This window comes from Pseudomonas sp. S49, assembly GCF_009866785.1.
Lineage (GTDB): Bacteria > Pseudomonadota > Gammaproteobacteria > Pseudomonadales > Pseudomonadaceae > Aquipseudomonas.
Map to the genome: position 1 here is coordinate 919,009 of NZ_CP019432.1, position 21,057 is coordinate 940,065.

15 protein-coding genes are annotated in these 21,057 nt (G+C 60.2%); 11 read left to right on the forward strand and 4 right to left on the reverse strand.

Going from position 1 to position 21,057, the window contains the following annotated elements; all coding sequences use genetic code 11:
• Window positions 1-336: 336 nt before the first annotated feature.
• The 4 genes from PspS49_RS03915 to PspS49_RS03930 all read left to right on the forward strand — a co-directional run bounded on the left by PspS49_RS03915 (window position 337) and on the right by PspS49_RS03930 (window position 4,509).
• On the forward strand, window positions 337-1,686 hold the full coding sequence (locus PspS49_RS03915) for a GntP family permease (RefSeq protein ID WP_160038225.1): 1,350 nt from the start codon (window positions 337-339) through the stop codon (window positions 1,684-1,686).
• Between the two features lie 16 nt (window positions 1,687-1,702).
• On the forward strand, window positions 1,703-2,563 hold the full coding sequence (locus PspS49_RS03920; protein WP_150774876.1) for a MurR/RpiR family transcriptional regulator: 861 nt from the start codon (window positions 1,703-1,705) through the stop codon (window positions 2,561-2,563).
• 1 nt (window position 2,564) lies between these two features.
• Entirely contained in the window at window positions 2,565-4,022 is a 1,458-nt protein-coding gene (locus PspS49_RS03925) for a D-aminoacylase (RefSeq protein WP_160038227.1), read from the forward strand.
• Between the two features lie 118 nt (window positions 4,023-4,140).
• The gene (locus PspS49_RS03930) at window positions 4,141-4,509 is read left to right on the forward strand and encodes a glyoxalase superfamily protein (protein ID WP_116029408.1); all 369 of its coding nucleotides are present in this window, start codon (window positions 4,141-4,143) and stop codon (window positions 4,507-4,509) included.
• 395 nt (window positions 4,510-4,904) lie between these two features.
• Here the strand turns inward: PspS49_RS03930 and PspS49_RS03935 are convergent, their stop codons facing one another.
• Both PspS49_RS03935 and PspS49_RS03940 read right to left on the reverse strand, forming a co-directional pair.
• Window positions 4,905-5,270 (reverse strand): DUF6124 family protein, encoded by a 366-nt coding sequence (locus PspS49_RS03935; protein ID WP_095119566.1) that lies wholly within the window; start codon window positions 5,268-5,270, stop codon window positions 4,905-4,907.
• 515 nt (window positions 5,271-5,785) lie between these two features.
• Window positions 5,786-6,802: an AraC family transcriptional regulator gene (locus tag PspS49_RS03940; RefSeq protein ID WP_160038229.1), complete on the reverse strand. Its 1,017-nt coding sequence runs from the start codon at window positions 6,800-6,802 to the stop codon at window positions 5,786-5,788.
• 211 nt (window positions 6,803-7,013) lie between these two features.
• On the opposite strand from PspS49_RS03940, the gene PspS49_RS03945 reads away from it, so the two are divergent.
• The 7 genes from PspS49_RS03945 (at window position 7,014) to PspS49_RS03975 (ending at window position 17,178) form a co-directional block, all read left to right on the forward strand.
• Window positions 7,014-8,609, forward strand: coding sequence for an FAD-binding oxidoreductase (locus PspS49_RS03945; RefSeq protein ID WP_160038231.1), 1,596 nt, complete (start codon window positions 7,014-7,016; stop codon window positions 8,607-8,609).
• Window positions 8,610-8,614: 5 nt separating this feature from the next.
• Complete coding sequence (locus PspS49_RS03950) at window positions 8,615-10,210, forward strand: glycerol-3-phosphate dehydrogenase/oxidase (RefSeq protein ID WP_160038233.1); 1,596 nt, start codon at window positions 8,615-8,617, stop codon at window positions 10,208-10,210.
• Window positions 10,211-10,230: 20 nt separating this feature from the next.
• Window positions 10,231-11,799 carry an FGGY-family carbohydrate kinase gene (locus PspS49_RS03955; RefSeq protein ID WP_160038235.1) on the forward strand — a complete coding sequence of 523 codons (1,569 nt, stop codon included), beginning with the start codon at window positions 10,231-10,233 and terminating at the stop codon, window positions 11,797-11,799.
• Window positions 11,800-12,040: 241 nt separating this feature from the next.
• Window positions 12,041-13,330, forward strand: coding sequence for a phospholipase (locus tag PspS49_RS03960; protein ID WP_160038237.1), 1,290 nt, complete (start codon window positions 12,041-12,043; stop codon window positions 13,328-13,330).
• A 48-nt stretch (window positions 13,331-13,378) separates the two neighbouring features.
• Complete coding sequence (locus PspS49_RS03965) at window positions 13,379-15,337, forward strand: DUF1302 domain-containing protein (protein ID WP_160038239.1); 1,959 nt, start codon at window positions 13,379-13,381, stop codon at window positions 15,335-15,337.
• Window positions 15,338-15,482: 145 nt separating this feature from the next.
• The gene (locus PspS49_RS03970) at window positions 15,483-16,856 is read left to right on the forward strand and encodes a DUF1329 domain-containing protein (RefSeq protein WP_150749613.1); all 1,374 of its coding nucleotides are present in this window, start codon (window positions 15,483-15,485) and stop codon (window positions 16,854-16,856) included.
• A 73-nt stretch (window positions 16,857-16,929) separates the two neighbouring features.
• Entirely contained in the window at window positions 16,930-17,178 is a 249-nt protein-coding gene (locus PspS49_RS03975) for a plasmid stabilization protein (protein ID WP_160038241.1), read from the forward strand.
• Between the two features lie 296 nt (window positions 17,179-17,474).
• On the opposite strand, the gene PspS49_RS03980 is transcribed toward PspS49_RS03975, so the two are convergent.
• Window positions 17,475-19,394, reverse strand: a complete 1,920-nt coding sequence (locus PspS49_RS03980; protein ID WP_127925770.1) for a methyl-accepting chemotaxis protein — start codon at window positions 19,392-19,394, stop codon at window positions 17,475-17,477.
• A gap of 216 nt (window positions 19,395-19,610) precedes the next feature.
• Entirely contained in the window at window positions 19,611-21,050 is a 1,440-nt protein-coding gene (locus PspS49_RS03985) for a glycosyltransferase family 39 protein (protein ID WP_160038243.1), read from the reverse strand.
• Window positions 21,051-21,057 lie beyond the last annotated feature (7 nt).

Below are 21,057 nucleotides of genomic sequence, written 5' to 3' on the forward strand. Positions count from 1 at the left end.
TCCACCGGCTCCCACAGGTTTTGCGCATTCTGTCTGGAGGAATGCGATCAAAACTGTAGGAGCGAGCCTGCTCGCGAAAGCGCTGGATCAGTCGGCAGAGATGGTGAATGTGAAGCCGCCTTCGCGAGCAGGCTCGCTCCCACATTGGTTTCTCGTTCACCGAAAGGTCATGTAAATCCTGCCCCCTGACTTTCATTAATCACGACAAGACATATCCATCAGCGACACGCCTTGCCTCTCCACGAAAATTACTTTCATGCGGTTTGAAATCTCGATCTCGAAATGATTTATGAGTTTCACAACCCATTCGAACGTGACCCTTTCGAGGAGTACCGCATGACGCCTTCCTTCGGCTATTGGCTGCTGGTGTATGCCGCCGTCGCCATCATTGCGCTGATCGTGTTGATCGCCCGTTACCGGCTCAATCCGTTTATCGTCATCACCCTGATTTCCATTGGTCTTGCGCTGGTCGCGGGGATGCCGCCGTCGGGTGTGGTGGGGGCGTATGAAGCAGGGGTGGGCAAGACGCTGGGGCATATTGCGCTGGTGGTGGCACTGGGGACGATGCTCGGCAAGATGATGGCCGAGTCCGGTGGCGCCGAGCAAATGGCGCGCACGCTGATCGATAAATTCGGCGAGAAGAATGCGCACTGGGCGATGGTTTGCATTGCGTTTCTGGTCGGGCTGCCGCTGTTCTTCGAGGTCGGTTTCGTCTTGTTGGTGCCGATTGCCTTTACCGTGGCGCGCCGCGTCGGCGTGTCGATTCTGATGGTCGGTTTGCCGATGGTTGCCGGCCTGTCGGTGGTGCATGCGCTGGTGCCGCCGCATCCGGCGGCGATGCTCGCGGTGCAGGCCTATCAGGCGTCGGTCGGGCAGACCTTGCTGTATGCGATTGCCATCGGCATTCCCACCGCGATCATTGCCGGGCCGCTGTACGCCAAATTCATCGTGCCGCGCATTCAATTGCCGGCGGATAACCCGCTGGAAAAACAATTCCTCGACCGCGAACCGCGCGACAAACTGCCGGGTTTCGGCATCACCATGGCGACCATTCTATTGCCCGTGGTGTTGATGTTGATCGGCGGCTGGGCCAACCTGATTTCCACCCCGGGCAGCGGTTTCAATCAGTTTCTGTTGTTCATCGGCAACTCGGTGATTGCGCTGTTGCTGGCGACCTTGTTGAGCTTCTGGACGTTGGGCATCGCCCAGGGTTTCAACCGTGAATCGATCCTCAAATTCACCAACGAATGCCTGGCACCCACCGCCAGTATCACCTTGCTGGTCGGTGCCGGTGGTGGCTTGAACCGCATTCTGGTCGACGCTGGCGTCACCGATCAGATCGTCGGCCTCGCCCACGAATTCCAGCTGTCGCCGCTGATCATGGGCTGGCTGTTCGCCGCGCTGATGCGTATCGCCACCGGTTCGGCAACCGTGGCGATGACCACCGCGTCCGGCGTGGTCGCGCCAGTGGCCATTGGTCTGGGTTATCCACACCCTGAGCTGTTGGTGCTGGCGACCGGCGCGGGCTCGGTTATCTTTTCTCACGTCAACTACGGCGGCTTCTGGTTGATCAAGGAATACTTCAACATGACGGTCGCGCAGACGTTCAAGACCTGGACCGTGCTCGAGACGCTGATCTCGATAGTCGCGTTCGGCCTGACCGTCGGCCTTTCTTACCTGCTGTAACCGGAGCCCGCCGCCCATGGACATCCTCTACCAGATCCGCGCCCGTCAGGATTCCTTCAGCGCCGGTGAAGGCCGCATCGCCCGTTTGATGCTCGATGACGTTGGTTTCGCCGCCAGCGCCAGCCTCGAAGACCTCGCGCAACGCGCCGAAGTCAGCACCGCCACGCTGTCGCGTTTCGCCCGCACCGTAGGCTGCCGCGACTTGCGTGATCTGCGCCTGCAACTGGCTCAGGCCAGCGGCGTTGGCAGCCGTTTTCTCGACCCGGCAGGCACGCCTGAGCAGTCGGCGTTCTACGGGCAGATCGTCGGTGATATCGAAACCACGCTGCGCCAGCATCTGGCCGGGTTCGACGAGTCACGCTTTGCCGATGCGGTGAAGATGCTCGGCCAGGCACGAATGATTCACGCCTTCGGCCTGGGCGGTTGCTCGACCCTGTGCAGCGACGAATTGCAGGTACGCCTGGTGCGCCTCGGCTACCCGATTGCGGTGTGTCACGACGCGGTGATGATGCGCGTCACCGCCGCCAGCCTGAATTCCGAGCAAGTGCTCATCGTCTGTTCGCTGACCGGCATCACCCCGGAGTTGCTTGAGACTGTCGAACTGGCACGTAACTATGGTGCGCGCATTCTGGCGATCACCCGCGCCGATTCGCCGCTGGCGCAACTGGCCGACATTGTCCTGCCCCTGCAAGGTGCGGAAACCTCATTCATCTACAAACCGACGGCGGCGCGCTACGGCATGTTGCTCGCCATCGACGTGCTCGCCACTGAGCTGGCGCTGGCCAATCCTGAAGACAATCAAGAACGTCTGCGGCGGATCAAACTCGCCCTCGACGAATACCGTGGCGGCGACGATCACCTGCCGCTGGGAGACTGACATGCTGTACGACACCCTGATTCGCAATGCCCTGATCATCGATGGTAGCAACGTGCCCGGTTACCGCGCCGACGTGGCGATTCGCGAGGGTCGCATCGAGCGTATCGGCGACTTGCACGATGCCACGGCGACCGAAGAAATCGACGCGGCCGGGCGCGTGCTGGCGCCGGGTTTCATCGATGTACACACCCATGACGACACCGTGGTTATCCGGCAGCCAGAGATGCTGCCCAAGCTCAGCCAGGGCGTGACCACGGTGATTGTCGGTAACTGCGGGATCAGCGCCTCGCCAGTCAGTCTGAAAGGCAATCCGCCGGATCCGATGAACTTGCTCGGCACGGCGGCGGCGTTCATTTATCCACGGTTCAGTGATTACCGCGCTGCGGTTGAAGCGGCCAATACCACGTTGAACGTTGCCGCGTTGGTTGGCCATACGGCGCTGCGCAGCAATCATCTGGATGACCTGTTCCGCACCGCCACGCCGGATGAAATCGCCGCGATGCGTGAGCAACTGCGCGAAAGTCTTGAGGCCGGTGCATTGGGTTTATCCACAGGCCTGGCGTACGCCAGCGCCTACAACGCTTCCACCGATGAAGTGATGCAACTGACCGAAGAACTCACGGCCTTTGGCGCGGTGTACACCACCCATTTGCGCAGCGAATTTGCCCCGGTTCTGGAAGCGATGGATGAGGCTTTTCAAATCGGTCGACATGCGAAATCGCCAGTGATCATTTCCCACCTCAAATGTGCCGGTGTCGGTAACTGGGGGCGCAGTCCCGAGCTGCTTGCATCATTGGAAGAGGCCGCGAAAACCCACCCGGTCGGCTGCGATTGCTACCCGTATGCGGCGAGTTCTTCGACGCTGGATCTGAAGCAAGTCACCGATGCGCATCGCATCACCATCACCTGGTCGACGCCGCACCCCGAGGTCAGCGGCCGCGACCTGATCGACATTGCCGCCGAATGGAACGTGCCGCTACTCGACGCCGCCAAACGCCTGCAACCGGCCGGCGCGGTGTACTACGGCATGGACGAGGCGGATGTACGAAGAATCCTCGCGCATCCGTTATCGATGGTCGGGTCTGACGGACTGCCCGAAGATCCGTTTCCGCATCCGCGCCTGTGGGGCGCTTTCCCACGGGTGTTGGGACATTTCAGTCGTGATGTCGGGCTGTTTCCGCTGCACACCGCCGTGCACAAGATGACTGGACTGTCGGCGGCGCGATTCGGGCTGAAAGAGCGCGGTGAGATTCGTGAAGGTTATTGGGCGGATCTGGTGTTATTCGACCCGGCTACCGTGCGTGATGTAGCCGACTTCCACGACCCGCAACGTGCGGCGCAGGGCATCGATGGCGTGTGGATCAACGGTGTTTTGAGTTATCGCGATGGGCAGGCGAATGGTCGCAGGGAAGGGCGCTTTCTCGCGCGACAGGGTGATCTGCGCGACAATTTTCACTGAGGTTTCGCGGACTGCGTCACAGTGATGGCACATTGCGACTAAAGAAAGTCATCAACAGGCCGAATTGCTGACATCCACCCCGTCTACACTGTGGGGCCAATCAGTCAGGGAGCACCCCATGAGCTTCGGCAAAACCACCCCGATCCTGCGGATCTTCGATGAAGCCAAAGCTGTCGAGTTTTACGTCGACTTCCTCGGTTTCAAGATCGACTGGCAGCATCGCTTCGAGGCGAATTTTCCGTTGTATCTGCAGGTGTCGCGCGGCGAGTGTGTGTTGCATTTGTCCGAGCATCATGGCGATGCGTGCCCGGGTTCGGCGCTGCGTATCGAGACGGACGAGCTGGAGGCGTTTCAGCAGCAGTTGGAGGCCAAGGATTACAAGTTTTCGCACCCGGGGATTCAGGCGATGCCTTGGGGGAGCCAGGACATGACCATCGTCGATCCGTTTGGTAATCGGTTGGTGTTTACCAACGCGATCAGCCTCTGAAGCGAAAAGCCCCTCACCCTAACCCTCTCCCAGAGGGAGAGGGGACTGACCGAGTTGTCTGACGCTATGCACCGACCTGAAAGATCTGCAGCGATTATGGATTCACAGCAGCACTTTCAGGTCGGTGTATTTAGCGAACATCCCACTGTTGGCCCCTCACCCTAGCCCTCTCCCGGAGGGAGAGGGGACTGACCGAGTTGTCTGGCGCTATCCACCGACCTGCAAGACCGAGTCGATTATGGATTCACCGCAGCACTTTCAGGTCGGCGTATCTAATCAATATTCCCCGTTCGGCCCCCTCTCCCTCCGGGAGAGGGCTGGGGTGAGGGGAAAATGACACACCACAAAAAGAAGCCCGCCATCCAACCTTTCCAGTTGGGCAGCGGGCTTCTTCGTTACTCGGTCGGCACTAACCTGTCCAACACGCGATTGACGGCCATTTCCGCCACCATCACCACTTGCGCAATGCCCTGCAGGGTTTTGCGGTGAGTGCCTTCAACCTGCGCGGCATGGTTGTTGAGCATGACCGTCGCCGAACCCAGGGTTTCGCTGGCGTCGGCCAGCAGTGATTCGGTGTCGGCATTGGGGTTGGCCATGTACAGCGTGTTGGGGGTGTAGGGCGTGGCCATGAGGTCGGCGTTCGTCGGACCGAGATAATGGTCGAGCGCGCGCTCGGCGGCTTCGTGGAATTTCTTCGAATCGGCGGATTCGTAGGGGGAGGCCGGGTCAGTGACCGGCGGGTTTGGCGTTATCTTGAACATAGCTGTGTTCCCTTTGTTGAGCGGCAACCCTTTGGCTACTAAACGAAAGGGTGGCAGCTGTACGCAGGTTAGTAGACCGGGGAACTCAGCTAAGCCGGCGCGCCGAAGCGCCCTGCGTACAGCCACCATATAGCTCAGGTGCGGGAGCACCTGTGATGAGTGTACGACCAGCAGAGTTACCACCGGGCTACTAAACCCGATCACTGGGAATCAGTGACGCAATCAAGTTACGCAGCATGCTCAGGGCGCACAAGCCGGCGGATTCTGGCTTAGGCGTAGGTTACGGCGCAAGGATTTGTGGGCTGTTTCGCGTAACGCTGAGTGTCTTTAAACACCTGTGATGCTGGATGTTTATTGCGCTCAAGTATCGAAGATTTACCTGTAGGAATCGGGTGCGGCAACTGGCGCATTCGCGAGCAGGCTCGCTCCCACAGTTGATCTCCGTTGTTCACAAAGTTGATGTTCACCGCCGGCCCAATGTGGGAGCGAGCTTGCTCGCGAAGAGGCCGGAACAATCACCCGCGATGCATCTGCCGAAACTCCCCCGGCGGCATCCCCCGCCGACTCTTGAACGTGCGATGAAACGACCTCGGTTCGGTAAACCCCAGATACTGCGCAATGTCCTGAATCGGCAGCGCGCTGTTGAGCAAATAATGCTCAGCCAGTTCCTGGCGCAGGTCATCGAGAATCTGCTGATACGACGTCCCCGCCTGATGCAACTGCCGCTGCAACGTACGCACGGAAACGGCGAGCTGCTCGGCGACCTGCTCCTTGCGCGGCAGACCTTCCTTGAGCAACTGCCGCAGAATGTTTTTCACCTGCTGTTCCAGCGACGCATCCTCCAGCGTCGCCATCAATCCCATCGCGTGTTCTTCCAGCGTGCGCAGCAACTGCGCATCCGCCTGGCGCAACGGCAACTGCAAATACGCCAGCGGCACGACCAGCGCCGAATACGGCTGATCGAACAACACCGGGCAATCGAAAAACGCTTCGTACTGCGCCGGCGTGGCCTCGGCCGGGCATGAATGTTCCAGCCAGACCCCGGCCGGCGACATCTGTGTATCGGCAATCCAGCGTGCATAGTGCAGCCACGACCCCATCACGTTTTCCACCAGATGCCGACGAATTCGCGGGCGCTGATAGCGACAGGTCCAGATCAGATGCACATGGCCGTCCTGCACCTCGGCGCGGCTGACGCCCATGTCCCCCACCAGTTTCTCGAACGGCATGATCCGGCTCATCGCATCGCCGAGAGTCGCGCAGTTCATGGTGATGTAACCGAGCACGCTCCACGAATTGGGCAGGACGAAATTCGCCGCGTTGAGCCCGAACAACGGATCACCCGAGTGCTCGCAGAAATAATCCAGCAAGCGTTCATGCGCCTCACCGGGCAAACGCAGGGTGTTGTCGCTCAACTGCTGCGCCTGCAAACCCGCCGCCGCCAACGCCGGCTCGATGGCCATGCCCAGTTGTTCGGCATGGCGCAGGTACTTGAGCAGCGGCGGAACCGAGGTGAAGCCAAGCGATTGCATGATCCCATTCCTTTGATCAATGGCGGCGAAGACGGACGAAATAGCCTGAAAGGTAATTTGAAACCCCGACTAAAGTAAATGGCTGACGCTTGCGCGACGTTTGACTCAATTGGCTACACGAACTGGCCGGATGCGACCGTGACACTTTGCGGCCGCTGGCTAGTATGGGGGCCTGAAATATCACTGATCTGACGGTTAGAAGGACACACGCATGCGACGCTGGAACGGCTGGGGAGATGCAACCACGGTGGTCGAACTGCCGGCCCAGGGCGCGGAGTTTCTTCATGAGCGACTGGGCGAGGGGCGCGCGCTGCCCGATGCCACGCTTGAAGCGGCATTGACGCGTGTGCCGGCCTCGCGGTTGTCGGCGCACACTTTGTACAGCATCGATGCTCATGATCGTTTGTTGCATGCGCGGGGCCAGAGTCTGCCGGACTGGCTGGCGTTGCGCGAAGGTGCGCTGGGCAATTATCCGGATGCTGTGGCGTTCCCCGAGACCGCTGAACATATTCGCCAATTGCTGGCGCTCGCTCACGAACAGGACCTGTGCCTTATCCCCTATGGCGGCGGCACATCGGTGGCCGGCCACATCAATCCACCGGATTCGGCGCGGCCAGTGGTGACGGTGTCGCTGGCGCGGATGAATCGCCTGATCGACCTCGACGAACAGAGCCTGCTGGCGACGTTTGGTCCCGGTGCGAGTGGGCCGCAGGTGGAAAGTCAGTTGCGGGCGCGGGGCTACACCCTGGGGCATTTCCCGCAGTCGTGGGAGTTGTCGACGCTGGGCGGTTGGGTGGCCAGCCGTTCCAGCGGTCAGCAGTCGTTGCGCTATGGCCGGATCGAGCAGTTATTTGCTGGCGGGACATTGGAAACCTTTGCCGGGCCGATGAACATTCCTACCTTCCCGGCCTCTGCCGCCGGGCCTGATCTGCGCGAAGTGGTGCTCGGTTGCGAGGGACGTTTCGGGATCATTTCCGAGGTCAAGGTGCGGGTCAGCGCCTTGCCCGCCGATGAGCGTTTCTACGGTGTGTTTCTACCTGATTGGCCGCAGGCACTCAGCGCCATCCGCCAATTGGCTCAGGCGCGCGTACCGCTGTCGATGCTGCGCCTGTCCAACGCCGTGGAAACCGAAACGCAACTGGCGCTGGCCGGTCATCCGCAACAAATCGCCTGGCTGGAAAAGTACCTGAACCTGCGAGGCGCAGGCTCGGGCAAATGCCTGCTGACCTTCGGCGTAACCGGCAATCGTCGACAAAACGCACTGTCGCTGAAACAGGCACGACAACACCTCAAAGCCTTCGGCGGCGTCTTCACCGGCACCTTGCTCGGCAAGAAGTGGGCGCAGAACCGTTTCCGTTTTCCTTACCTGCGCGAGAACCTGTGGAATGCCGGTTACGTGGTCGACACCCTCGAAACCGCTACCGACTGGAGCAATGTCGACAACCTGCTCAACCTCATCGAAAACAGCCTGCGCGAGGCCTTGGCCGCCGAGGGCGAACGCGTGCATGTGTTCACCCACCTGTCCCACGTCTACGGCGAAGGTTCGAGCATCTACACCACTTACGTGTTTCGCCCGGCGGCTGACTATCCGGCGACGCTGGCGCGCTGGAAAGCGCTCAAACAGGCGGCCAGCCAGACCATCGTCGACAACCACGGCACCATCAGTCACCAGCACGGCGTCGGCAAGGATCACGCGCCGTACCTGTTGCGTGAGAAGGGCGCGCTGGCGATGGATACCTTGCAGGCGCTGAGCAAACACTTCGATCCGGCCGGGCGCCTCAACCCCGGCACGCTGCTGCCGGAATGACGGCCATGAATCAGGACTGGAACGCCGCATGGCGCCAGCAGATTTTGCCGACGCTGGCCGAGGAAACCTGGGATCTGATCGTCATCGGCGGCGGCATCAGCGGCGCTGGCATTCTGCGTGAAGCCGCGCGCCGAGGTTGGCGCTGCCTGTTGCTGGAGCAGCGCGATTTCGCCTGGGGCACCTCCAGCCGATCATCGAAAATGGTCCATGGCGGTTTGCGTTACATCGCCAAGGGCCAGTGGCGCCTGACCCGCGACTCGGTACGCGAGCGCCAGCGCTTGCTTGACGAAGTCCCGGGACTGGTCGAGCCGATGAGTTTCATGATGCCGCACTATCGCGGCGGCTTTCCCGGACCTCGGGTGTTGGGTGGTTTGCTGAGCGTTTATGACGCCTTGGCCGGGCGTCGCAGCCATCGTTTTCATGATGCGCAACAGCTTCGATATCTGGCGCCAGGGGTGAAGGAAATCGACTTGCTCGGCGGCACCAGTTTTGTCGATGCGCTGACTGATGATGCACGGTTGGTGATGCGTGTGTTGAGCGAAGCGCGGGCTGTTGGCGCTGTCGTGGTCAATGGCGTTCGCGTCGAACATTTGCTGCGAGAAAACGGCCGTGTTTGCGGAGTTCAGATCGAAGATTGCGAGGCGGGCACAACCCTGAAATTGCGCTGCGACGTGCTCGCCGTGGCGACTGGCGCGTGGGCTGAACGCCTGCGGCCGATGGAGGCACCACGGCAATTGCGGCCGTTGCGCGGCAGTCATTTGTTGCTGCCGGGGTGGCGTTTGCCGGTGGCGCAGGCGTTCACGTTTCTGCATGAGCGCGACCGGCGTCCGGTGTTCGTTTTCCCATGGGAGGGCGCGACAGTGGTCGGCACCACGGACCTCGATCACCGTGAGGATCTGGATCAGAGCGCGAGCATCAGCGGCGAAGAGCTCGACTACCTGCTGGCCGCCTGCACGCAACAATTTCCCGGCGCGCAAGTGAGTGCTTCGGATGTGCTGTCGACATGGTCCGGCGTGCGTCCGGTGGTCGGCAGTGCAGCGGGTAATCATCAAGACAAACCCTCGAACGAAACCCGTGAACATGTGCTGTGGCAGGAGCCCGGTTGCGTGACCCTGGCCGGCGGCAAGCTGACCACGTTTCGTCCACAAGCCATCGAAGTGCTAAAGGCCTGCGCGGCCATGCTCGAACGTCCGTTGGTCGATGACGCCGCGCCGGTGTTTGCCGCTGTCCCTGCGCTGGCGATTCCAGAGTTGAGCAGCCATCAGTGGCGACGTCTGGCCGGGCGACATGGGCGCGACTTGCCAAGGCTGGCGCAACTGCTCAGGGAGATCGGTCATGACACGGTCGGCGCTACAGATACGCTATGGGCCGAACTGGCCTTCGCCTGTGAGACGGAAATGATCCTACACCTCGACGATCTGCTCCTGCGCCGCACGCGTCTCGGTCTGCTGTTGCCGCGCGGTGGAGAAGAGTATTTCGCGGCCATCCGCCAGCTCTGCCAGCCACGACTGGGCTGGAGCGACGAACACTGGCAGCAGGAAGAACAGCGTTATCGGGCGTTGTGGCAACGCCATCACGGTTTGCCGGATGCCACGCCTTGATGCCCCTTGAAGAGAGCTCCATGGATAACCACCCGAACAAGCGTTACCTGCTGGCGATCGACAACGGCACCCAGAGCGTGCGCGCGTTGCTCTTCGATCTGCAGGGCAATCTGCTCGGCAAAGGCAAGGTCGAACTGCAGGCGTACTACTCGACGCAACCGGGCTGGGCCGAGCAGGATCCGGAGTATTACTGGGCGAAACTCGGCGAGGCGTGTCAGCAGGTCTGGGCGCAGACCGGCATCGATCGCTCGCAGATCGCCGGCGTTTCCCTGACCACGCAGCGTGGCACGGTGATCAACGTCGATGCCGAAGGCAAGCCATTACGTCCGGCGATTCTGTGGCTCGATCAACGGCAGAGCGAAGTCGAGGGCGGGATCAAAGGGCCGTGGGGCTGGTTGTTCAAACTGGTCGGCGCGCAAGGCACCGTAGATTATTTTCGCGCTCAGGCTGAGGCGAACTGGATCGCCAAGCATCAGCCTGAAGTGTGGGGGGCGACTGACAAATTTTTGCTGCTGTCGGGGTTTCTTACTCATCGACTCTGCGGGCGTTTTGTCGACTCCGTAGGCTGCTGCGTCGGCTATCTGCCGTTCGATTTCAAACGGCTGAAATGGGCCGCGCCGAGTGAATGGAAATGGCAGGCGCTGGCGGTGCGTCCCGAGCAATTGCCGAGCCTGCACAAACCCGGTGAAACCCTCGGCTACATCACCGCTGAAGCCGCTCTCCACACCGGCATTCCCGAAGGCTTGCCGCTGATTGCGGCGGGTGCCGACAAGGCGTGTGAAGTGGTCGGTGCCGGCGTGGTCGATGCGGGCACGGTGTGCCTGTCTTACGGCACCACGGCGACGATCACCAGCACCCGCTCGCGCTATCTGGAAATCGTTCCGTTGATCCCGCCGTACCCCTCGGCGGTGCCCGATCAGTACAACTGCGAGGTGATGATTTATCGCGGTTACTGGATGGTCAGCTGGTTCAAGAACGAGTTTGGGTTGCGTGAGATGCAGCAGGCCAAAGAGCAGGGCATCGAGCCGGAGCAGTTGTTCGATGCGCTGGTCGATGCGGTGCCGCCAGGTTCGATGGGTTTGATGCTGCAGCCGTACTGGTCGCCGGGGATTCGTGAACCGGGTGTCGAGGCGAAAGGCGCGATGATCGGCTTCGGCGATGTGCACACCCGCGCGCATATTTACCGGGCGATTCTTGAGGGGCTGGCGTATGCATTGCGCCAGGGTATGGAAAACATCGAGCGGCGTTCGAAGGTGTCGATCAAGCGGTTGCGCGTGGCCGGTGGCGGCTCGCAGAGTGATGCGGCGATGCAGCTCACGGCGAATATTTTCGGCCTGCCAGCGGAGCGTCCGCATGTGTATGAAGCGTCGGGTCTGGGCGCGGCGATTTGTTGTGCGGTGGGGTTGGGGTTGCACGCGGATTTTCCCACGGCGATCGCGGCGATGACTCGGGTGGGCGCGGTGTTCACCCCGCAGCCCGAGGCGCAGAAAATCTATGAGCAACTGTACAAAGAGGTCTACCTGCGCATGTACCGCCAGCTTAAACCGCTGTATCAAAGCATCCGCAAAATCACCGGTTACCCCGCTTAGCTGACCACCACAAATCCCTTGTAGGAGTGAGCCTGCTCGCGATAGCGGAGGGTCAGCCAGCATCTATTTGACTGACACACCGCTATCGCGAGCAGGCTCACTCCTACAGGGGACGGTGGTGTTTTTGATATCGGGTAATTGGCGCCATCGGAGACTTTTTCTGGTGAGATCGGACAGTGTCAGCGGCGGGGTCGGTTGTTAGGCTCATCCCCCACGGCACCGCCAATAAGAACCAGAAGCAATGAAACTGACTTCCCTCCTGTTGCTGCTTTGTGCAACGGCCCCGAGCGCCTGGGGCTGGTCGAACCATACGGTGGGCAGCTATCTGGCTCTGCAGGAACTGCCGGCGTTGCGCGATGCGCCAGCGGTTGCAGTCGAGCCACTGGAGCAGTTTCTCACTGAGCAATACCCGGCCGTGCTGGCGCTATTGGAGCAACAGGAAAGCTTTGCCCGCGAGCACTTCGCGCAATACCCACCACGCCCCGATAACCTGAAATTGCCAGCGGTGCCCAGTGACAATCTGCGCCACGACTTTCTCACGGCACTGCGCATCAATCCCGAGATTTACCTGGCGATGGTCATCCAGCCATTGCCCGGCAAAGACCTGCCCGAACGTGAGCATTTGCAGGCCAATCAGGTCATGGTCGAGCAAACCCTTTCGCCGTGGAATCGCCAACGCTTCATCGTGGTCGCCGATCATGAAAAAGTCGCCCCGCTGGCCATACTCGCCAGCGCCGCCGACGAGCCGGATTACGGCCACGACATCAATCTGTTCAGTGATAACCCCGGCGAGGTCGGCGCGCTCTACGGTTTCGGCCCGCAACCGTTCGGTGATGCGCGTTTCCAGTACAGCTCGCAGGCGCCTTTCCACATGGGCTTCTTCCATGAAAGCGCGGTGGTGTATGCCGCTGCCGGTTTCCTCGAGCGCAGTTGGCCGGACTGGCGCGCGTATCAATACATGGGCCTGGCGCGACTGGCGTTTGCCAGCGGTCATCCGTATTGGGGTTATCGCTTTCTCGGCTGGGGCCTGCACCACATTCAGGACCTGACTCAGCCGTATCACGCCAAGCCGTTGCCCGGCGTCGACCTCGCCAGTCTTTTGCTGCTGGAAGGCAAGGCAATCGCCGGTTTCGCTGAGGACAAACAAGCCTCCATCGAGCGCGTCGCTACTCGGCATATGGAAGTGGAGAAGTATCAGTCGACCTGGCTGCGCCGCGTGCTGCGCACGGGGCAGCCGCATCCGATGCTTGATGCTTACGCCGATGTAGCCCAAGACAAAAGCTACCCGCCGTACTCGGTCGACTACCTGCGCGAAGTGGTCAGCGCCGAAGCGGTCAACGATTCCGCAGCCTTCGACGAAGCCATCGGCCAGTGGCTGGAAACGGCGCCCGTCAGCAGTGATTTCAGCAGCGGTAATCAGCTGCAACGAGAAGACTTCGACCACCCGGCACTTAACCAGCAGCTGTTGAAATTGCTCGGGCATTTCGGCGCGCACAGCCGGATTTACGTCAGCGCCGGATTGGCGCCTTAGCGCGGCAACGTACACCAAAACAATAAAAACACAGGGAAGGAGGAACACATGATCAACTCTCGATTGCGCCTGACGGGCGCCGGGCTCCCCGGTGTCGGCCTGGCCGGGTTGCTGCAACTGTGCGCAGTCGATGCGGCGCACGCGGTGGAGTTCAGCCTGATGGACAAGCAGGTCACTGGCTCCCTCGACACGACCTTGTCTTACGGCCGTTTGTGGCGGGTGCAGGGCCGCGACAAGACTAACGATGACGTCAATACCAACGACGGCAATCGCAACTTCGACACCGGGCTGGTTTCCGAGGTGTACAAGATCACCTCCGAGCTTGAAGCCAACTATCAGAACTACGGCGTGTTCGTGCGCGGCACCGCGTTCTACGACACGCAACTGATGGACAAGCGCAACGACTACTACGACAACAACAGCCCGTCGCAGCCGAGCCAGAGCTACCCGCAGGACAACCATTTCACCAGCCAGACCCGCGACATCGCCGGCAGCCGCATCGAGATGCTCGACGCCTACGTGCATGGCAGTTGGGACGTTGCGCAGATGCCGGTGACCGCACGTGTCGGCCGTCAGGTGTTCAACTGGGGCGAGGGGATTTTCTATCGTGGCGGTATCAACACCACCAACCCGGTGGACGCCGCCAAGTACCGTTTGCCCGGCGCCGAAGTGAAGGAAGTGCTGGTGCCGGTCGAGGCGCTGAGCTTCAACATCGGCCTGACCGACTCGCTGACCCTGGAGAGTTTCTACCAGACCAACTGGAAGGAAACCCGTATCGACCCGGTCGGCACGTTTTATTCGCAAACCGACCTGTTCGCCGACGGCGGCAACACCGGGTACAACAACTTCAGCGGCACGGCGCTCGACACGCCGGTTCCGGGGTTTGGCAATGTCATCGGTTTGTACAGCGCACTCGGCAACAACCCGCTACTGAGTTCCGCCCTGCAAAGCACCGGGTTGTACGCCAACGGCGTGACCCCGGCCTACGGCAATACGCTCAAAGTCGCGTCCATCGGCAAGGACTACAACGCGCGCAACGATGGCCAGTTCGGCTTTGCCTTTCGCTACATCGCCGAACAGCTCAACAGCACCGAGTTCGGTTTGTACCTGGTCAACTACCACGCCAAGGAACCGACCATCGCGGCGGACCTGGGCGGCTACAACGGCATCGACATGGATGCGCTGACCAGCCTGTTGTCCGGTGTTGCCGGCAGTCAGGCCGGGGCGCTGGCCAATGGTCTGGCCACCGCTGATGTGATGGGCAATATCCAGGCGCATCGGCGCTATGCCGAAGACATCCGCATGTACGGTTTCAGCTTCAACACCACACTGGGCGAGGCATCGGTGTTCGGCGAAATTGCTTATCGGCCGAACCTGCCGATCGGTGTCGCAGCCACCAACGATTTGATCGGTGACCTGGCCAACGGTGCTGCCGTGGCGGTGACAGGCAGGTCGATCAACGTCGGCGGGCAGATGGTCAATCTCAACAGCGAGATCAACAACGCCGAACGTGTCGAAGCGTTCAACACCTCGCTCGGCACCATTTACAACTTCGGCCCGACCGCTTCGTTCGACTCGCTGTTCGGCATCTTCGAACTGGCCTCAGAACACCTGCGCGGCAGTAGTCTGCAATACACCGCGTATGACGGTAGTCGTCGTTTTTACGCGGGCACGGGCAACTATTCCTATGTCTCCGGCGGTGATCGCGACGATCAGGTCAACCGCAATTCCTACAGCTACACGGTGATGCTCAACGGCACCTGGAACGACGTATACGCCGGGGTCAACGTCTCGCCGTATATCGTTTACAAGGACGATTTCGAGGGCAACAGCTATCAGGCTGGCAACACCATCGAAGGTCGCAAGGCCTACACGCTGGGGATCAAGGCCAACTACCAGAACAAGCTCGAAGCTGAACTGCAATACACCGAGTTCTACGGCGGCGGGCAGAACAACGGCATTCGCGACCGCGATAACGTCGGGTTCAACCTCAAGTATTTCCTTTAAAGGCTACACACAGCCCCTGTGGGAGCGAGCCTGCTCGCGAAGAGGCCGTCACATTCAACATTGATGTCGACTGACCCACCGCTTTCGTCGGAACGCCGCCCGGAGCAGGCTCGCTCCCACAGGTTTTTGTATTTTGGAGAAGATCATGGTTCACACTTCGGGATTGACCAAAGCTTCGCTAGGGTTTGTTTTAGGCCTTGCCGCTAGCAGCGTCTTCGCGGCCATCACCCCGCAACAAGCCGAACAACTGAAAACCACCCTGACCCCCATGGGCGCCGAGCGCGCCGGCAACGCCGCCGGCACCATCCCCGCCTGGACCGGCGGCATCACCCAGGCGCCCGCCGGCTACAAACCGGGCCAGCATCACCCCGATCCGTACGCGGCCGACAAACCGCTGTTCACCATCACCAAAGCCAATCTCGACCAGTACAAAGCGCACCTCAGCCCCGGTCAGATCGCCCTGTTCAATAGCTACCCGGACACCTTCCAGATGCCGGTCTACCCGTCCCGGCGATCTGGCTCGGCGCCGCAGTGGCTGTACGACAACACCCTCAAGAATGCGACCTCAGCCAAATTGCTCGAAGGCGGAAGCGGCTTTTCTGATGCCTACGGCGGCGTGCCGTTCCCGGTACCGAAGGACGGCGTTGAAGTGCTGTGGAACCACATCACCCGCTACCGCGGCATCTACGTCGTGCGCCGCGCTTCCGAAGCGCCGGTACAGCGCAACGGCAGCTTCGCGCTGGTGACCTCGCAGCAGGAAGCGCTGTTCAACTATTACCGCCCGAACGGCCAGTTCGCCGACCTGAAAAACATCCTGTTCTACTACCTCGCCTTCGTGAAAAGCCCGGCACGATTGGCCGGCGGTGCCGCACTGGTGCACGAAACCCTCGATCAACTCAAGGACGCACGCCAAGCCTGGATCTACGACGCCGGCCAACGCCGCGTGCGTCGCGCACCGAACCTCGCCTACGACACGCCGATCGCTTCCTCCGATGGCCTGCGCACCGCCGACGACACCGATCTGTTCAACGGCTCGCCGGACCGCTATGAGTGGAAGCTCAAGGGCAAACAGGAAATCTACATCCCCTACAACAACTACAAAGTCGCCAGCCCCGACGTGAAGTACGCGCAATTGCTCTCGCCGGGCCACCTCAACCCGCAATACACCCGCTACGAACTGCACCGCGTGTGGGTGGTGGAAGGCAACTTGAAACCGGGCTCGCGGCATATCTATTCCAAGCGAGTGCTGTTTCTCGATGAAGACAGCTGGGGCGCCGCGCTGGTCGATCAGTACGATGGGCGAGGGGAGTTGTGGCGGGTGTCGATGGCCTACCTGAAAAACTTCTACGACTTGCCCACCACGTGGAGTGCGCTGGATGTTTTCCACGATTTGCAGGCGCGTCGTTACTACGTGCAGAACCTTGATAACGAAGAGGCGGAGACGGTGGATTTCGCACAACCCGTACCGGAGGATGCGTACTTCATGCCGTCGGCGTTGCGGCAGCGTGGGACGCGCTAAGTGATTGCGCTGGCTGTTCTTGGGTTGGGTGTTAGTCTCGATCAATGATTTTTGCTTGATAGCAGGAGGCATCATGGCCAGTATCACAATTCGAAATATTGATGGTCCGCTCATGGATCAGTTACGGATTAACGCGACCCAGAACGGAAATTCCATCGAGGAAGAAGCTCGCATGATTCTGGGGCGAGCATTGATTAGAAGGGATAGCGCTGGAGGCTTGGGTAGCCGGATTCGCCAGCGCTTTTCCTCGGTCGGAGGGATCGACCTTGGTTTGCCTTCACGGCAGGAAAAAGCCAGGGTTATGGATTTTCCAGATTGCTGATGCTCGAAATGCGCACGCGCTGAAGAATACCTTTATGTAGGAGCTGCCGAAGGCTGCGATCTTTTGATCTGGCTTCTGATTTGTTCAAAAGCGAAGATCAAAAGATCGCAGCCTGCGGCAGCTCCTACATTAGGCGGAGTTTTTTCCGGGACATCGGGGTGATGGGGCGGACGCAATCGCGAGCAGGCGAAGGCCTACAGGGGATTGGCGTCGTTCACATAATCTGTGATCAACACCATTTCTTGTAGGCCTTCGCCTGCTCGCGATGCGGTTGTAGCTTCAGCGCGAAATCAGGATCAAACGCGGAAGTGGCTGACCATCTGTTGCAATTGACCACCCAAACGCGCCAGTTCAACACTCGACGCTGCCGTCTCATCACTCGCCGCTGCGGTCTGTTCCGACACATCGCGCACGTTGATGATGCTGCGGCTGATCTCTTCAGCCACTGCACTTTGCTGTTCAGCCGCTGCAGCGATCTGCTGGTTCATCGACTGGATGTTCGACACCGTGCGGGTGATGTTTTCCAGTGATGCGCCAGCCTTGCGCGTCAGCGCTACGCTGCTGTCGGTCAGGGCGCGGCTGTTGCTCATTACCGCCGAGACTTGCTGGGTGCCGTTCTGCAGACCGGCGACCAGGCCTTCGATTTCTTCGGTGGATTTCTGCGTACGCTGGGCCAGGCCACGAACTTCATCGGCGACCACGGCAAAACCACGACCGGCTTCACCGGCACGCGCGGCTTCGATCGCAGCGTTGAGGGCGAGCAAGTTGGTCTGTTCAGCAACAGCCTTGATCACGTCCATGACGCTGCCGATCTTGTCGCTTTCCTGTTGCAGCACGCTCATGGCTTCGGTGGAACGCACTACTTCGCTGGCCAGACGCTCGATCTGCGCGATGGCTTCGTTGACCACTTTGTCGCCTTCACGGGCTTCACCGTCAGCGGCGGCAGCAGCTTGCGAGGCTTCTTCGGCGTTGCGCGCAACTTCCTGCACGGTGGCGGTCATCTCGTGCATCGCGGTGGCGACCTGATCGGTCTCGACTTTCTGGCTGTTCACACCGGCGCTGGTCTGCTCGGTCACGGCCGAGAGTTCTTCGGCGGCGCTGGCGATCTGGGTGACGCCGTCGCGGATGCCGCTGATCAAGTCACGCAGGGTCACGCCCATGCGTGCGATGCCTTGTTGCAGCACGCCGAGTTCGTCGCGACGGGTGACCGTGACGTTCTGGGTCAGGTCGCCGCTGGCGATGCGCTCGACCACAGCCAGGGTTTCTTGCAGCGGACGGGTGATCTGACGGGTGATGATCACCGCAGCAATCACGCCGACCAACAGCGCCAGCAGGGTGCTGATCAACTGGAAGGTACGCGCCTGGGCACTTTCGATGTCGCGACGGTCGAGCTGGATCTGATACAGCTGCTCGCTGGTGGTGACGATGGCGGCGCCTTGATCAGTCATTTCCTTACGCGCCTGCACCGCATCGGTGTTGGCATTTTTATACGCCATCAATGCGCTGCGATAGTTGACCAGTGCGGTTTCCAACTGACGCAGGGCATCTTGCTGAGAATCAGCGAAATGCACGTTCAGTTGCTTGAGGCTGGCGATCGCGACATCCACCTGGCCGACGGCTTTCTGCTCGGTGTCGGCGTTGGTGGTGGCGGTGTAGCCGCGCACTTCGTAGCGCGCGAGGATGAACGCTTCCTTGGCGGCGGTGATCGCCTGGAACTGTTCGAAACGCTGCTCGCTCATGTCCATCTGCTGTACGCGCTTGCTGATCGATTCGATCTGGTTGTACGCGGTCTCGGCACTCACGCTCATGCTGTCGCGGGCGCTGTTGCCGGTGCGATAGGCGTTGCGCATTTTGTTCAGCGACGTCTGGTATTCAGCGATGGTCGCGGCCTGCTCCTTGAGCAGTTTGACGTTTTCCGGGCTCTTGAAGCTGTTGATCAGCTTCTGTTGCTGCGCGGCGAAGCTTTCGAGGGTGGTCTGCACATTCTGCGCGGCGGTTTCATCGCCATTGGTCAGCATGTATTGCAGGCGCACCACACGCAGTTTGGTCAGGCCGGCGTTGAGCTGGGTGATGTCGCTCATCCAGTTGCTGCGGTCGATCAGGCCACCGAGGCTGGTCCAGCCTGTCAGGGCCAGCACGCAGGTCAGGGCCAGCACCAGGCCGAAGCCCAGGCCCAGTTTCATGTTCACGCTGATGTTGCCGAACCAGCTATTCATCAAAAATCCTCCAGAAACGTTGGGTTTCTTGTCGTCGGTTAGGCTGGAAGATTGTTGTTTTTTTGAGCCAGCAAGGGTGTTAGCAGGTTTGTATCGGCCGCATTTCCCAGAGCTGAAAGGATTTTGTCCTACGGAATTTGTAACGGCCCCGCTGAGGCTCTTTTTCATCGCGGGTTCAGGGGCGTGCCTGCACGAGATGATCGTGTAGCGGCTACCTCAATAACTGACGAAGTAATAAGCCTGCCGACCGACTCTCAGGGTCTTGAGCACTTTCAACGGTGCGACAGGTTCGCGGTCTGCCGCCATGACGGCGACGTGGGATGGCGAGGCTGCGAGGAAGTCTTTCAGTTGCGCGTCGGTATCCAGGCCTTTCAGCACCTGTCGGGTGTAAAAAACGCTGGCGCCGCCAACGCGTTCATTGGCTTGAAACAACGCAACTTGTCGACCTTCGGCTTGCAGCATTTGAATGTGTTCGCTCAACGGCAGGAACGATAGCTTTTTGTCGGCGTGGGGCAGCGCCCATTGCGCGGCCGCGAGATAACTGCCGATCACCAGCGTGAGTACGCCGACTGCCAGTGTCTGACGCTGCCGGGTGATTCGGCCTACGAATCCATTGCCTGATTCGTACTGCTTCAAGCGCTCGAACAGCACGACCGCATACTCCGCTGCGATCACTGCAGCGGCGGGTGTCATCGACATCAGATACACCGTGCGCTTGCTCGACGCCAAGGTCAGCATGATGAACTGCGCAATGATCCACAGGCTGAAAAACAACAGGTAACGGTTGGCCTTCAGTTGTTTGCGGAAATGCCAGAGTCCCAGGTACACCAGAATGTTCCAGGGCAGAAAGGCTTCCGGCAGTTTGGCGAGGTAGTAATAGAACGGTTCGTAGTGTCCGGCTTCGACGAACGATCCGTTGAAGCGCCCGACGCTGTTGGTCAACAGCACTTCTCTGACGGCTTGTGCGCCGCCGTGCTGAAAGAGGATGACGAGCCAGATCAGCAGCGGAATCAAACCGACCAGGGTCAGTAAGCCCGGTCGCAGCCAGTCAACGATTTTCAGGCGCTTGTCCATCAGGTTGTCGGCCAGAAGGTAAGCAAAAATCACCACCCCCGGCATGGCCAGCCCCAGCACACCTTTGCTCAACGTGGCGATGGCAATCCCGACAATAAACAACAGCGAGCTGCCGACACTCGGTGCCCGTTGCGCTTGATAAAAGGCGAGCAGCGCCGTGGTCACGCCGAGAGCGAGCAACGCATCCTCACCGACGCCGCGCACATTGCTCCAGTAACTGGACATGGTCGCGAGCAGAATGCCTGCCGTCCAGGCGACCATTTTCGGTCGTCCAAACCGGCGCAACATGCCGTACAGCAGCATCACACTGATTAAACCGGCCACCGCCGACGCCAGCCGCACCGCCCACGGTGAAACGCCAAACACGCGCATGGCGCCGGCATCCAGCCACAGGCTCAGTGGTGGTTTTTCCAGAAACGGTTCGCCAAACAGCCGGGGCGTCACCCAGTCGTTATCAAGGTGCATCTCCATGGCGATGCCGGCGACGCGGGCCTCGGTGGAGCCTTGCAATTGATGGCCGCCCAAGGCGAAGAAAAACAGCAGGGCGGCAAGCAGAAACAGTGAAGTGACGGCACGCGACATGGTTTCA

What these genes read in the sequence shown, in the direction of transcription:
- PspS49_RS03940 (WP_160038229.1), bottom strand. Translation starts at nt 6,802, where the DNA reads ATGCAATCGCTTGGCTTCACCTCGGTTCCGCCGCTGCTCAAGTACCTG.
- PspS49_RS03960 (WP_160038237.1), top strand. Translation starts at nt 12,041, where the DNA reads ATGAAACTGACTTCCCTCCTGTTGCTGCTTTGTGCAACGGCCCCGAGC.
- PspS49_RS03950 (WP_160038233.1), top strand. Translation starts at nt 8,615, where the DNA reads ATGAATCAGGACTGGAACGCCGCATGGCGCCAGCAGATTTTGCCGACG.
- PspS49_RS03945 (WP_160038231.1), top strand. Translation starts at nt 7,014, where the DNA reads ATGCGACGCTGGAACGGCTGGGGAGATGCAACCACGGTGGTCGAACTG.
- PspS49_RS03930 (WP_116029408.1), top strand. Translation starts at nt 4,141, where the DNA reads ATGAGCTTCGGCAAAACCACCCCGATCCTGCGGATCTTCGATGAAGCC.
- PspS49_RS03975 (WP_160038241.1), top strand. Translation starts at nt 16,930, where the DNA reads ATGGCCAGTATCACAATTCGAAATATTGATGGTCCGCTCATGGATCAG.
- PspS49_RS03980 (WP_127925770.1), bottom strand. Translation starts at nt 19,394, where the DNA reads ATGAATAGCTGGTTCGGCAACATCAGCGTGAACATGAAACTGGGCCTG.
- PspS49_RS03915 (WP_160038225.1), top strand. Translation starts at nt 337, where the DNA reads ATGACGCCTTCCTTCGGCTATTGGCTGCTGGTGTATGCCGCCGTCGCC.
- PspS49_RS03965 (WP_160038239.1), top strand. Translation starts at nt 13,379, where the DNA reads ATGATCAACTCTCGATTGCGCCTGACGGGCGCCGGGCTCCCCGGTGTC.
- PspS49_RS03935 (WP_095119566.1), bottom strand. Translation starts at nt 5,270, where the DNA reads ATGTTCAAGATAACGCCAAACCCGCCGGTCACTGACCCGGCCTCCCCC.
- PspS49_RS03920 (WP_150774876.1), top strand. Translation starts at nt 1,703, where the DNA reads ATGGACATCCTCTACCAGATCCGCGCCCGTCAGGATTCCTTCAGCGCC.
- PspS49_RS03985 (WP_160038243.1), bottom strand. Translation starts at nt 21,050, where the DNA reads ATGTCGCGTGCCGTCACTTCACTGTTTCTGCTTGCCGCCCTGCTGTTT.
- PspS49_RS03955 (WP_160038235.1), top strand. Translation starts at nt 10,231, where the DNA reads ATGGATAACCACCCGAACAAGCGTTACCTGCTGGCGATCGACAACGGC.
- PspS49_RS03970 (WP_150749613.1), top strand. Translation starts at nt 15,483, where the DNA reads ATGGTTCACACTTCGGGATTGACCAAAGCTTCGCTAGGGTTTGTTTTA.
- PspS49_RS03925 (WP_160038227.1), top strand. Translation starts at nt 2,565, where the DNA reads ATGCTGTACGACACCCTGATTCGCAATGCCCTGATCATCGATGGTAGC.